This window comes from Lysobacter sp. HA35, from assembly GCF_054061195.1.
Genome location: NZ_JBSSDY010000001.1, coordinates 1326561 through 1339973, shown reverse-complemented (window position 1 = coordinate 1339973; position 13413 = coordinate 1326561). Strand labels below are relative to the sequence as shown.

Sequence of the window (13413 nt, the reverse complement as noted above, 5' to 3'; positions counted from 1 at the left end):
GCCGTCCGCGCCGCGGATCAACGGTCGACGATGGTTCCGTCCGCCTTGAAGAAGTCCGATTTCGACTACGAACTTCCGCCCGAGCTGATCGCGCAGGCGCCCCTCGCGGAGCGTTCGGCGAGCCGCCTTCTGGTGGTGCCGCCCGGCGATGCGCCGTTCGAGGATCGCGTGTTCCGTGATCTTCCCGACCTGCTGCGCGCCGGCGACCTTGTAGTGTTCAACGACACGCGCGTGATCCCGGCGCGACTGTTCGGGCAGAAGAGCACCGGTGGCCGCGTCGAAATCATGATCGAGCGCCTGCTCGGTGCGGATCGTGCGCGTGCGCAGCTCGGCGTCAGCAAGTCGCCGAAGGAGGGCGCGGTTATCGAACTCGATGCGGGCGGCGTTGCGCGCGTGCTCGGTCGCGAAGGCGAGTTCTACCTTCTGCGGTTCGAGGTCGACGAACCGCTCGAGTCGTGGCTGCTGCACGCCGGCCGGCTGCCGTTGCCGCCCTACATCCAGCGCGAACCCGGCCAGGACGACGCCGAGCGCTACCAGACCGTGTTCGCCAAGGAAGTCGGCGCCGTTGCCGCACCGACGGCGGGCCTGCATTTCGACGAAGCGCTGCTGGCGCAGCTGCGCGAGATGGGCGTCGACTTCGGCCACGTCACGCTGCACGTCGGCGCCGGCACGTTCCAGCCTGTGCGCGTCGACGACCTCAGCCAGCACGTCATGCACAGCGAGTGGATCAACGTTGGTGCGACGCTGGTCGAGCAGATCCGTCGAACACGCGAGGCCGGCGGTCGTGTCATCGGCGTGGGCACGACGGTAGTGCGCGCGCTCGAAAGCGCGACGCGGCACCACGACGACGGCCGCGTCGAACTTGCGCCATTCGCGGGTGAAACGCGGCTCTTCATCCTGCCGGGTTACCGCATGACCAGCGTCGACGCGATGGTCACCAACTTCCATCTGCCGCAGAGCACGTTGCTGATGATGGTGTCGGCGTTTGCGGGTCGCGAACGCATCTTCGCCGCATATCGCCATGCCATCGTCGCGCGCTACCGCTTCTTTTCCTATGGCGACGCCATGATGTTGTGGAAGCGCAGCGATGGCTGACGAGGCCATCTGACTGTTGTCGGCAAATACAGTGAGAAGTCTCATTCGCGACTTCCGATTTCTCCGTAATCACGCACCCAGGTCCAACGTCCCATGAGCCGCATGTCCTTCGAATTGCTCGGCACCGACGGCGCCGCCCGTCGCGGTCGGCTCACGTTTCCGCGCGGCACGGTGGAGACGCCGGCGTTCATGCCGGTCGGCACGTATGGCTCGGTCAAGGGCGTAACGCCCGATCAGGTGCGCGAGCTCGGCGCCGAAATCATTCTCGGCAACACATTCCATCTATTCCTGCGTCCCGGCCTTGACGTGATCGGCGATCACGGCGGGCTGCATGGATTCGCGCGATGGAACGGCCCGATCCTCACGGATTCCGGCGGTTTCCAGGTCTTCTCGCTCGCGCACAAGCGAAAGATCACCGAAGAAGGCGTGACGTTCGCGGCGCCTACCGACGGCAGCAAGGTGTTCCTCGGCCCCGAGGAAAGCATGCGCATCCAGAAGGTGCTCGACTCGGACATCGTGATGATCTTCGACGAGTGCCCGCCGGTGCATGTCGACGGCGTGCCGGTGTCGCCCGACGTGATCCGTCGCTCGATGGAGCTGTCGCTGCGCTGGGCCGAGCGCAGCAAGCGCGCGCACGAGGGCAACGACGCCGCGCTGTTCGGCATCGTGCAGGGCGGCGTGCATCGCGACCTGCGCACGAAGTCGGCCGAAGCGCTGCAGGCGATCGGTTTCGACGGTTATGCGATCGGCGGGCTGGCGGTGGGCGAGACCGAGGACGAGCGCAACGCGATGCTCGACCACACCGCGCCGCAGCTTCCGACCGATCGCCCGCGTTACCTGATGGGCGTCGGCCGGCCCGAAGACCTGGTCGAGGCCGTCGCACGCGGCGTCGACATGTTCGACTGCGTGATGCCGACGCGGAACGCCCGCAACGGCCATTACTTCACCGCGACCGGCGTCATCCGCGTCCGCAATTCCAAATACGAGCGCGACCTGCGCCCAATCGAGGAGGGTTGCGACTGCTACACCTGCCGCAACGGCTACACGCGCAGCTACCTGCGCCATCTCGACCGCTGCAACGAGATGCTCGGGCCGATGCTCGGCACGCTTCACAACCTGCGCTACTACCAGCGCCTGATGGCCGGCATGCGCGAGGCGATCGAGCAGGGGCGGTTCGGCGAATTCCGTGACGAGTTCTACGCCGCGAGGCGGGCGGGCGAGGGCAGCTGAATCGGGCTGGCCTTCACGCGCGGCGCTGCGGGCCACCGGCGGGTGGCATAATCCCGGGTCGCTTTCGCCGGACCCCACCATGTCCCTGCTCGATCTCGTAATTCCCGCCGCCCACGCCCAGGCCACGGGTGCCGCTCCCGGCGGCGCCAGCGGCGTGCTCGGCTTCCTGCCGATCCTCGTCGTCGTCGCGGTGATGTACTTCCTGATGATCCGTCCGCAGATGAAGCGCGCGAAGGAACACACCGGCATGCTCGCCAAGCTCGCCAAGGGCGACGAGGTGCTGGCTGCTGGCGGTCTCGCCGGCACCGTTACCGATATCGGCGAGAACTTCGTCACGATCGAGGTCGCCGATGGCGTTCGCGTTCGCGTGCAGAAGTCCGCGATCGGCAACGTCCTGCCTAAGGGCACCTTGAAGGCGGCGTAAGCCGCGAGCACTTGAAGGCGGCTACGGCCGCCCTTACGCCTTGTACGCGGCGGGGAGCCGCCTGGACTTCTGATGCTGACCTACCCGCGCTGGAAATACGCCCTCGCCGTCATCCTGCTGCTGTTGAGCGCGCTGTACGCGCTGCCCAACGTGTTCCCGCAGGATCCTTCCGTGCAGGTGAGCGCCAACCGCGGCGGCACCGTCGACGCTGCGCTTCGTACGCGCGTCGCCGACGTGCTGGCGAAGGCCGGCGTGCCGGAGAAGGGCAGCGAGATCAAGAACGGCAGCCTGCTCGTGCGCTTCGCGAACCCGGACCTGCAGGTCAAGGCCGCGGACACGCTGCGCGATCCGCTGGGTAACGATTACGTCGTCGCGCTGAACCTCGCGTCGACCGCGCCGGAATGGCTGGCGGGCATCGGTGCCAAGCCGATGCTGCTCGGCCTCGACCTCCAGGGCGGCGTGCATTTCATGATGCAGGTCGACCAGAAGGCGGCGATGGAGAAGCGCCTCGACGCGCTGGCCGAAGACGTGCGCGTGCAGCTGCGCGACGCCGGCATCCGCTACGAGTCCGTCGAGCGTCGCCCCGATGGCAGCGTCATCGCCACGCTTGCGCCGCAGGATGTCGCGCGCGCGCAGCAGCTCATCCTCAAGGGCCAGACCACGCTGGACGTGTCGGCCGTCGGCGGCACGATCACCGTGCGCGTCAACCCGGCCGAACAGCAGCGCCTCGCGCTCGAGGCGGTCGAGCAGAACGTCAGCACGCTGCGCAACCGCGTCAACGCGATCGGCGTCGGCGAGCCGATCATCCAGCGCCAGGGCACCGACCGCATCGTCGTCGAGCTTCCGGGCGTGCAGGACACGGCGCAGGCCAAGCGCATCATCGGCGCGACCGCGACGCTCGAATATCGCGCGGTCATCGAAGGTGACGCGCAGGACGCCTTGACCACCGGCAACGTTCCGCCGGAAGCGCGCGTCTACTACCGCCGCCAGATGACGCCGAATGCGCCGCGCATTCCGGTGCTGCTGAGCAAGCGCGTGATCGTGTCGGGCGACCAGCTCGTCGGCGCAACCGCCACCACCGACGGCCAGTCGGGTACGCCGGCCGTGAGCGTCCGCCTCAACAGCGTCGGCGGCCAGCGCATGTTCGACTTCACCAGCGAGAACGTCGGCAAGCCGATGGCGGTGGTTTACATCGAGCGCGTGCCGGAGGTGAAGACGGTCGACGGAAAGGAAGTACGCACCACGCGCATCAGCGAGGAAGTGATCTCGGTCGCGACCATCCAGGGCGTCTTCAGCAAGGAATTCCAGACGACCGGCCTGTCGAGCGCGAATGAAGCCTCCGACCTTGCGCTGCTGATGCGTTCGGGTTCGCTTGCGGCGCCGATGGACTTCGTCGAAGAGCGCATCGTCGGCCCGAGCCTCGGTCGCCAGAACGTCGAGCGCGGCCTCACCGCCGTCGCCGCGTCGTTCTGCTTCACGCTGGTGTTCTTCCTCGTCTACTACCGCATGTTCGGCATCATCACGAGCCTCGCGCTGCTGATGAACCTGCTGATGGTGATCGCCATCCTGTCGGTCTTCCACGCAACGCTGAGCCTGCCGGGCCTCGCGGGCGTGGCGTTGACGGTCGGTATGTCCGTCGACGCCAACGTGCTCATCAACGAACGAATCCGGGAAGAGTTACGACTCGGGTTGCCACCACAGACATCGATCTCGGAAGGCTACGAACGCGCCAAGGGCACGATCGCCGACGCCAACCTGACGACGATCCTCGCCGGCCTCGCGCTGTTCGCATTCGGCACGGGCCCTATCAAGGGCTTCGCGGTGACGCTCATCGTCGGCATCCTGACGTCGATGTACACGGCGGTTTCGGTGTCGCGCGCCATCGCGACGTTGATCTACGGCCGCCGCCGCAAGCTGCAGTCGATCGCGATCTAAGGGAAGACGATTCATGAAGCCTTTCAATGTTTTCCCGTACGACAGCAACATCGACTTCATGCGCCTGCGGTGGGTCTCGCTGACCATCGCCGGCCTGCTGATGCTGGCGTCGTTCGGCGCGATGATCTTCCACGCCTCGCAGGGCGGTCTGGATAAGACCTTTAACTTCGCACTGGATTTCACCGGCGGTTCGGTGGTCGAACTGCGTTTCGATCGTCCGGTCGACACCGACCAGGTGCGTAATCGCCTCACTGCGGCCGGCTTCCACGGCGCGCAGGTGCAGGGCCTTGGCACCGGTCGCGAGATGATGGTCCGCATGCAGGCCGAAGGCGCGCAGGCGAAGGACCGCACCGCCGCGGCGGTGGTGCAGGCCGCAGGTACGCCGGACAACCCGGCGCACGTGGTGCGCAGCGATTTCGTGGGCCCGCAGGTCGGTCAGGAGCTGGCGTGGAAGTCGCTGTACGCCTTCATCTTCGTGCTCGCCGGCCTGCTGATCTACATCTCGTTCCGATTCGAACTGAAGTTCGCGATCGGCGCGATCATCGCGACCGTGCACGACGTCAGCATCGTCGCCGGCTGGTTCGCGATCACGCGCCATGAGTTCGACCTGACGGTGCTTGCCGGCCTGCTCGCGGTCATGGGCTTCTCGATCAACGACACGATCGTCGTCTTCGACCGCGTGCGCGAGAACTTCCGCAGCATGCGCGTCTCGCCACGCGAGGTCATGAACAAGGCGATCAACCAGACGCTGTCGCGTACCGTCATCGTCTCGTTCGTGGCGTTCCTGTCGATGCTCGCGCTCTACCTGTTCGGCGGCGAGTCGCTGCGCGGCCTGGCCGAGGCGCAGATCATCGGTACCGTGATCGGTACGCTGTCGTCGATCTTCATTGCCTGCCCGCTGCTGCTCTGGCAGGGCGTGAGCAAGCAGGACCTGATGCCGAAGGCGAAGGACGACGCGGCGCTCGCGCGTCGCCCGTAAGCAGAGGTTTCAGCCTCACGAAAAAGGCCGCAGCGATGCGGCTTTTTTTGTTTCGGCTTGTGGCCCACCGCCTCGACGCGCCGGAACGAAAAAGGGCCGCGTCGCTGCGGCCCTTCGATCGATCGTGTGGCGAAGCGATCAGCCTTCGTCGAACGCCGACGCATAGCCCGTGTCGACGATGCGCTTCTGCAGCTCGTCGCAGACCTTGAGGTTGCCGGCCACGAGCGGGCGGCCCATCAGCCCGCGATTGTCCATCGGGCCAGTCGTGCGGCCGCGGTAGTCGACGACCTTGCCGCCGGCCTCGCGCACCATCAGCGCGCCGGCTGCGATGTCCCAAGGCTTCACGCCCGCCTCGAAGTAGCCGTCGGCACGGCCGCAGGCGACGTACGCGAGGTCGAGCGCCGCGGAACCCGTCCGGCGGATGTCCTCGGCCTGCACCAGCAGCGAATCCACGCACTTGAGCTGCGCGCTGGCGCGTTCGCGTTCGCGCGGCGGGAAGCCGGTGATCAGCATCGCGCCGTCCAGATCCTTGCGGTCCGACACGCGGATGCGCTTGTCGTTGAGCACCGCGCCCGACCCGCGCGTGGCGTGGAAGATCTCGTTGCGCAGCGGGTCGAAGATCACGCCGTTGATCGGCTCGCCGTTCTCGACCAGCGCGATCGACACGCAGAAATGCGGGATGCCGCGCAGGTAGTTGCTGGTGCCGTCGAGCGGGTCGATGACCCATGTGTAGCGCGCACGCGGGCCACTGTTGAGCGGGCCGCTTTCCTCGCCAAGGATCGCGTAGTCCGGCGTGGCGCGGCGGAATTCCTTGATGATTTCCTTCTCGGCCAGGCTGTCGACTTCGCTCGCGAAGTCCATGCGGCCCTTCTCGACGACATTCAGCGAGTCGAGCTTGTGCATGTGGCGGAGGAGCACGTTGCCGGCGGCGCGCGCGGCCTTGATCATCAAGGTGATGGCGGGTTTTTGCATGGGGATGTCCGGGCGCGCTGGCCGTGGAAAAGAGCGATTCCGCCATCGTCGGCGGTCGCGAAGCTTACCATTGCAGGCATGACCCACGATTTCATGACGCTCGCCGCCGACCGCATCCGGATCGTGCTGGTGGGCACGCAACACCCCGGCAACATCGGTTCCGCCGCCCGCGCGATGAAAACCATGGGCCTTCGCCGCCTGCTGCTGGTCGCGCCGGAAAAGGCGCCGGATGCCGAGTCGTTCGCACTGTCGGCCGGCGCGCACGACGTCCTCGATACCGCCGAGTTCCACGACGACCTCGCGTCGGCGCTGGCGGGCTGCACGCGCGTGCTCGGCTGCACCGCGCGCAGCCGCCGCGTTGCACTGCCGGAGTTGACCCCGCGCGAGGCCGCGGCGGCGGTCGTCGACGGCGCGGCCGGTGGCGAGGTCGCGCTCGTGTTCGGTCGCGAGCGCACGGGCCTGACCAATGACGAGCTGCATCTCTGCCATCAGGCCGTGCACATCCCGGCCAATCCCGACTACAGCTCGCTCAATCTCGCAGCGGCGGTGCAGGTGGTGTCGTACGAAGTGCGGATGGCGTTGCTGGATCGCGTCGCGTCCGGCGAATCCGTCGAGCCGCGCGACCCGCCGGCATCGCACGAGCAGCTGGAGAGCTTCTACAGCCAGCTCGCGGAGACGCTGGACCTCATCGACTTCCACAAGGGCCGCGCCCCGGACAGCGCGATGCGCAAGCTGCGACGCATCTTCAACCGCGCATCGCTCGACGATCGCGACGTCCGCATCCTCCGCGGCGTGTTGGCCGACGCGCAGCGCATGGCCCGCATCGCGACCGAGCGCGGCCACGGCTGAGCAGCCTCGAGCGGTGTGATGAAAATGGCGCGGATCGCGACCGGCGTCCCAAACCGGGTGGTTTTGCTTTAGGCTCCGCGAGGGCCCTCCGGTTGTTCGCCTTGATCACCCGCGTCCTCCGCTACGCCTGCTTACTGCTGCTGGCTTTCGCCGTGGCGCCTGCGCCGCTCGCGGCGGCGGGCGATTCCTCGTCGGGCGTGCTCGTGCTCGGCCGCGTCAGCGACGACCCCGCCGCGCATTACGACCAGCTCAAGCCGCTGCTCGACTATGTCGTGCCGCGCATGGCCGACGTCGGCATCCGGGAAGGCCGCATCCTGATGGCGCGCGACCCGCAGCAGATGGCGAGCTACATGCGCCGTGGGCGCGTCGACTGGGTCACCGAGACCGCCGGTACCGCGATGCTGCTTCAGCAGCGCGTCGCCGCGCGTCCGCTGCTGCTGACCGAGCGCGACGGTGTCAGCCGATACCACAGCGTCTTCTTCGCGCGCCGCGATCGTGGGCTGTCGTCGATCGACGATCTGCGCGGCCATCGCATCGCGTTCCAGCGGCCGTCGTCCACCAGTGCGTATTACGTGCCGGCGGGAACGCTGCTCGACCGCGGCCTGCACCTCGAAATCCTGCTTTCGCCGGACGACCAGCCCGCGCCCGGCGCCGTCGGTTACCTGTTCGCGCGATCCGAACTCAACATCGCGACCTGGGTGCACAAGGGCCTGGTCGACGCGGGCGTCATGAGCAACGTCGACTGGGAAAATCCAGCGCGCGTGCCGTCGACGTTCCGGCGCGACTTTGTGCTGATCGGACAGACGCCCGATTACCCGCGCGCGATCGAAGTGGTGCGTGGCGATCTCGACCCGCGCGTCGCCGCGCGACTGCGCGAAGTGCTGTTGCAGGCCGCGAACGATCCGGCCGGCCGTGACGCGCTGCTCGCGTTCTTCGGCACGACGCGTTTCCTGCCGCTCGATGCGGCGTCGGAACGTTCGCTGGCCGGCATCGGCCGCGGCGTCGCGCGCATCAAGGCAGACGTGGAATGAGGTTCCGCATCGGCCTGCAGGCGCAGTTCTTCGCGATGGTCGGCTTCGCCATCCTCGCGGCGAGCGCGCTGATGATGCTGTTCTGGATGCGCCAGCAGGAAGTGCAGACCAGCGTCGAAAGCCTGTCGCGCCGCGCCACCGACCAGGTGCTGGATGCGAACCTTCGTCGTCGCGCCGAAGGCACCACCCAGCAGCTCGCGAAGTCGCTGGTCAATCCGCTCTATTACTTCGACCTCGATGCCGTCGGCGACCTCGCCAAGGGCACGCTCCGCCAGCCGGGCGTGCGCTACGTGCTGGTGTACGACGCCGACGGCAACATCCTGCACGACGGCACCCCCGACATCCCGACCTACGGACGTCGCATGGACGACGCGCTCGCGTTCGAGGCCATCGGCGCGCGTGAGCTGCATGCGCAGATGACGCGCGACATGCTCGACGTGTCGGCTCCGATCCTCATCGGCGGCTCGCGTCTCGGCGGCGTGCGCATCGGTTTCGATCGCACAGAAGGGCGCGACTTCCAGCAGGTCGCGATGCTGCAACTGGGCACGCAGATCCGCGACCTCGGTCATCGGCAGCTGCTCGCCATCCTCTTGCTGAGCACAGCATTGCTCGCACTCGGCGGCGTGGTGTTGGCGATCATCCAGCGCACGATGGTGCGGCCGATCAGCCAGCTCGCGGATTCCGCGCGCGCGATCGAAGCCGGGCATTTCGACACCGGGCTGCCGGTGAGTAGTCGCAAGGACGAGCTCGGCGACCTGGTGCGTGCGTTCGGCCGCATGAGCCAGAGCGTGGCGCGGCACGATCGCGAGATCCGCCGCATGGCGTACACCGACGCGCTGACCGGCCTCGCGAACCGTCTCGCGTTCCGCGAAATGCTCGACGCGCGCCTGATGCAGCTCAAGGGCGCCGGCCGCGAACTCGCGCTGCTGTTCGCCGATGCCGACGACTTCAAGCGCATCAATGACACGCTCGGCCACGATGCCGGCGACGAAGTGCTGCTGCAGTTCGCGCATCGCATTTCCGACACGGTCGCCGAAGTCGGCGGTATCGATGCACGCGTCGCGCGTTTCGGTGGCGACGAGTTCGTGATCCTCGTAGAGGACGCCGACGTACGCGGCATCGCGACGCAGCTCGCCGAACGCCTCGTCGAAGTGCTGTCCGAACCGCTGGTGGTGCAGGGCCGGCAGGTCTTCCTCGGAACGTCGATCGGCGTAACGCTGTTCCCGGGCGACGCCGACGGCGGCACGTCGCTGCTCAAGAACGGCGACATCGCGATGTACCAGGCGAAGGTCGCGGGCAAGAACTGCTACCGCTTCTACAGCCGCGCGATGAACGAGGCGGTCGAACGTCGCGTGCACCTGGAGAACGAGCTGCGCGGCGCATGGGATCGCGGCGAGCTGCGCATCGTCTACCAGCCCGTGTACCGGCTTGCCGACCAGCGCCTTGTCGGCGCCGAAGCGCTGCTGCGCTGGCGGCACCACGAACACGGCGTCATCGCGCCGTCGGTGTTCATCGACGTCGCCGAGCAGAGCGGCCTGATCGACATCATCGGCCCGCAGGTCATGCGCGCGGCCTGCGGCGATGCGATGCGCTGGGAACACGTGCGCGGTTCCGACGCGGTGCCGCTGTTCGTGTCGGTGAACGTGTCACCGCGACAGCTGCGCAGCGGCGATCTCGCGCGCATGGTCGAGGCGAGCCTGCGCGATGCCGGGCTTCCCGCAGATCAGCTGCATATCGAACTCACCGAAACCGCCGTCATCAGCGACGAAGCACATGCGAGCCAGCTGCTGACGCGCCTGCGCTCGCTGGGCGTCAAGGTCTGGCTCGACGACTTCGGCACGGGCTTCTCCGGGCTCAGCCATCTGCGCCGCGTGCCGGTCGACGGAGTCAAGATCGATCGCAGCTTCATCGCCGACGTATTGCGCGATCCGGACGACCTTGCGCTCACCACCGCGATCATCGCAATGGCGCATTCGCTGGGCATCACCGTGGTGGCGGAGGGCGTCGAGAAGGAAGGTCAGTACGCGCTGCTGCGCGAGCGTCGCTGCGACCTCGCCCAAGGTTATTGGCTGGGCCATCCGCTCGAGATGGACGAGTTCCTCGCGCTGCTCGCGGACGAAGTCGCCGCCTGATTCAGAAGTAGTGCGCGATGGCGCGGGCGATGCTGCCCGAGAGCAGGCCGAACACGACGAGCGCGGCGATCGCGGCGGCCCATGCGATGCCCATCAGCACGCCATCGCGTTCGAGGAAGGCGAGGGCGAACAGCACGACCAGCAGGCCGAGCACGTAGTTGGTGAACGGAATCGGCAGCGTCAGCAGCGCGCCCGTCGTCAGCACCAGCAGGCCGGTGACAATGCCCGGCGCCCAGTGATCGAGGAGCACGGCGGCACGCGGACGCACGACGCGCTCCAAGCGAGCAAGCCATGGGTCCAGATGGTCGCGCAGGCGCACGAGCGCGGACGCACGCGGGCTGCGCCGCCCGATGAAGCGCGGCAGCCAAGGGCGATGCAGGCGCATCACCAGCTGCGCGCCGACGAGCATTACGAGCGGGCCGCTGAGCCCGCCCGCGAGCCCGGGAACCGGAATGAACGCGGGTGCCGCCGCGGCGATCAGCAGCATGCCGAACGCGCGGTCGCCCAGCCCGGCGAACAGTTCGGCGAAGGTCGGCGTGGCATCCGGTGCGGCGTTTGCGAATCCGTCGAGCAGGCCGCGCGTGCCGAGGTCCTCGACGTCAGGCCGTCCGCGCATCATCGTCGCCTTCGGTCGCGGGCACGCGCTGCATCAGCAGTTTGTCGACGCGCGGGCCGTCGAGGTCGACGACTTCGATGCGCCAGCCGTTCCAGTCGAAGTGCTCGCCGGCGTGCGGGATGCGGCCGAACTGCGCGATCACCATGCCGGCGGCGGTGTGGAAGTCGTGCTCGTCCTCGCCGGGCAGTGTCGCCGCGCCGAGTAGTTCGCGCAGTTCCTCGACGCCCAATGAGCCGTCGACCAGCAGCGAGCCGTCGTCGCGCACGACCACGCCGGTCGCGCTGTCGTCGTTGTCGCCCTGGATGCGGCCGATCACCGCGCCCATCAGGTCGTTGACGGTGACCAGGCCGCTGATGTCGCCGTATTCGTCGACGACGAGTGCGAGCGACTGCTGCTCCTCGCGGAAAATCTCGAGCAACTTGAGCGCGGGCGTCGACTCGGAGACGAACAACGGCTCGCGCAGGCTTTCGAACAGCGACGGCAGTTCGCCGCGTCCGACCGCGCGCAGCAACGATTTGGCTTCGAGGATGCCGACCACGTCCTGGTCGCTGCCGCGATACACGGGAAAGCGCGAGAACGGCGCGGCGTGCAGCGCTTCGAGGTTCTCGGCGGTTTCCGCGGAGGCGTCGAGCCAGACGATGCGCATGCGCGGCGTCATTAGGCTTTCGGTCGTGCGGTCGCCGAGGCTCAGCACGCGATTCATCATCTTGCGTTCGTCGGCGTCGATCACGCCCTGCTCGTGGCCTTCGCTCACGAGCATGCGGATCTCTTCTTCGGTCACCGCTTCGTCGCTGCCGCCACTGAGGCGCAGCAGGCGAAGCAGCACACGCGTGGATGTCGACAGCAGGATCACGAAGGGCTTGGCGATCTTCGCGAAGAAGTCCATCGGATACGCGACGAGCGTCGCGATCGCTTCCGGCCGCAGCGTGCCGATGCGCTTGGGTACGAGTTCGCCGATCAGCCCGAAGAAGAACAGCACGACGATGAAGCCGGTGCCGCGCCCGATGTAGGTCGCATACGGCGCCAGCGCGGGCATGTCGCGCAGCGGCGCGGCGATCTTCTCGCCCATGGATTCGCCGCCGAAGTAGCCGGTGAGCAGGCTGAGAAGGGTGATCCACAGCTGGACGGCGGACAGGAAACTCTCGGGCGATTCGGAGAGTTCCAGCGCCTTCTGCGCGCGCGGGCTAGTGCTGGCCATGTGACGCAGGCGCGACTTGCGCGACGTCATCACCGCCATCTCCGACATGGCGAAGAAGGCGTTGCAGACCATCAGCAGGAAGACGATCAGCAGGTCGCGCACGGACAGGTTCCCGGGGGGAGAGGTCGCGATGCCTGCGTCGGGCCGTGCCAGCCCGGGGAGGGCGACGCGGTCCACGGTACGGATTGGCGCGGGGGAGGGTTCAAAGCGGGCGCGATCTTAGCAGGTGAAGAGACGCGGCCTCCGTGAACAAGCGGGCGGCGCTCTTTTGGGCGCGATCCGTTGTCATAATTCCGCAATTCGACGCCCCGGACGCCCCGCATGTTCTCCCTCCAGACGATCTTCGGCCAAGGCAAGCAGTTCTACGCGCTGCTCGAGGAAGCCGCCGTCGCCGCGCACGACAGCACCAAGGCGCTGCATTCGATGCTGCGCGAGACCAGCGGCAACCCGGCGCTCGACGCTTTCAAGCTTGCGCGCCAGCGTGAGCGTGCCGCGTCCGACAAGATCCGGCAGGAGCTGGTGAACAGCTTCATCACGCCGATCGAGCGCGAGGACATCGAGGCGCTGGGTTCGGCGCTTTACAAGATCCCGAAGCAGGTCGAGAAGTTCGCCGACCGCTATTCGATGGCACTCCGCAACCTGCAGGGCATCGACTTCGCGCCGCGTGCCGCGATGCTCGAAAAAGCCGCGGGCGTCGTCGTCGAAATGGTGCATGCGCTTCCGACGATGAAGCTCGAGGCGATGAAGGGCCTCAGCGACCGCCTGCGTTCCATCGAGAACGAAGCCGACCGCCTGATGCTCGAGCTGTATCGCGACATCTATTCCGGCCGCCTCGATGCGCAGCAGATGTTCCTGCTGAAGGAATTCTTCGAGATCCTCGAGAAGGCCATCGACCGCTGCCAAGAAGCCGGCGTCGTCGCGTACGAAATCGTGCTGAAGAACTCCTGAGGCG

Annotated in this window: 12 protein-coding genes; 9 read left to right on the top strand and 3 right to left on the bottom strand. The window is 67.1% G+C overall.

The features are described from left to right. Positions 1 to 45 precede the first annotated feature (45 nt). The 5 genes from queA (at position 46) to secF (ending at position 5663) form a co-directional block, all read left to right on the top strand. Positions 46 to 1095: a tRNA preQ1(34) S-adenosylmethionine ribosyltransferase-isomerase QueA gene (gene queA, locus ACVWZN_RS06540; protein ID WP_456953110.1), complete on the top strand. Its 1050-nt coding sequence runs from the start codon at positions 46 to 48 to the stop codon at positions 1093 to 1095. Between the two features lie 93 nt (positions 1096 to 1188). Further along, positions 1189 to 2325, top strand: a complete 1137-nt coding sequence (tgt, locus tag ACVWZN_RS06535; protein WP_456953109.1) for a tRNA guanosine(34) transglycosylase Tgt — start codon at positions 1189 to 1191, stop codon at positions 2323 to 2325. A 79-nt stretch (positions 2326 to 2404) separates the two neighbouring features. After that, the gene (gene yajC / locus ACVWZN_RS06530; protein ID WP_027083486.1) at positions 2405 to 2749 is read left to right on the top strand and encodes a preprotein translocase subunit YajC; all 345 of its coding nucleotides are present in this window, start codon (positions 2405 to 2407) and stop codon (positions 2747 to 2749) included. 72 nt (positions 2750 to 2821) lie between these two features. Further along, complete coding sequence (secD, locus tag ACVWZN_RS06525; protein ID WP_456953108.1) at positions 2822 to 4684, top strand: protein translocase subunit SecD; 1863 nt, start codon at positions 2822 to 2824, stop codon at positions 4682 to 4684. 13 nt (positions 4685 to 4697) lie between these two features. Continuing rightward, positions 4698 to 5663 carry a protein translocase subunit SecF gene (gene secF / locus ACVWZN_RS06520; RefSeq protein WP_456953107.1) on the top strand — a complete coding sequence of 322 codons (966 nt, stop codon included), beginning with the start codon at positions 4698 to 4700 and terminating at the stop codon, positions 5661 to 5663. A 138-nt stretch (positions 5664 to 5801) separates the two neighbouring features. On the opposite strand, the gene ACVWZN_RS06515 is transcribed toward secF, so the two are convergent. Next, positions 5802 to 6635 (bottom strand): inositol monophosphatase family protein, encoded by an 834-nt coding sequence (locus ACVWZN_RS06515; RefSeq protein ID WP_456953106.1) that lies wholly within the window; start codon positions 6633 to 6635, stop codon positions 5802 to 5804. Positions 6636 to 6713: 78 nt separating this feature from the next. Between ACVWZN_RS06515 and ACVWZN_RS06510 the strand changes: the two genes are divergently transcribed. From ACVWZN_RS06510 to ACVWZN_RS06500, 3 genes are all read left to right on the top strand, one after another. Further along, complete coding sequence (locus tag ACVWZN_RS06510) at positions 6714 to 7484, top strand: RNA methyltransferase (RefSeq protein WP_456953105.1); 771 nt, start codon at positions 6714 to 6716, stop codon at positions 7482 to 7484. 101 nt (positions 7485 to 7585) lie between these two features. Then, on the top strand, positions 7586 to 8515 hold the full coding sequence (locus tag ACVWZN_RS06505; protein WP_196804382.1) for a phosphate/phosphite/phosphonate ABC transporter substrate-binding protein: 930 nt from the start codon (positions 7586 to 7588) through the stop codon (positions 8513 to 8515). Further along, entirely contained in the window at positions 8512 to 10647 is a 2136-nt protein-coding gene (locus tag ACVWZN_RS06500) for a putative bifunctional diguanylate cyclase/phosphodiesterase (protein WP_456953104.1), read from the top strand. Before ACVWZN_RS06505 ends, ACVWZN_RS06500 begins: the two co-directional genes overlap by 4 nt. A gap of 1 nt (position 10648) precedes the next feature. On the opposite strand, the gene ACVWZN_RS06495 is transcribed toward ACVWZN_RS06500, so the two are convergent. Beyond that, positions 10649 to 11263: an exopolysaccharide biosynthesis protein gene (locus ACVWZN_RS06495; protein ID WP_456953103.1), complete on the bottom strand. Its 615-nt coding sequence runs from the start codon at positions 11261 to 11263 to the stop codon at positions 10649 to 10651. Next, positions 11247 to 12563 carry a hemolysin family protein gene (locus ACVWZN_RS06490; protein ID WP_027083493.1) on the bottom strand — a complete coding sequence of 439 codons (1317 nt, stop codon included), beginning with the start codon at positions 12561 to 12563 and terminating at the stop codon, positions 11247 to 11249. The genes ACVWZN_RS06495 and ACVWZN_RS06490 overlap by 17 nt, the downstream gene beginning before the upstream one ends. A gap of 219 nt (positions 12564 to 12782) precedes the next feature. On the opposite strand from ACVWZN_RS06490, the gene ACVWZN_RS06485 reads away from it, so the two are divergent. Beyond that, the gene (locus ACVWZN_RS06485) at positions 12783 to 13409 is read left to right on the top strand and encodes a DUF47 family protein (RefSeq protein WP_027083494.1); all 627 of its coding nucleotides are present in this window, start codon (positions 12783 to 12785) and stop codon (positions 13407 to 13409) included. Positions 13410 to 13413 lie beyond the last annotated feature (4 nt).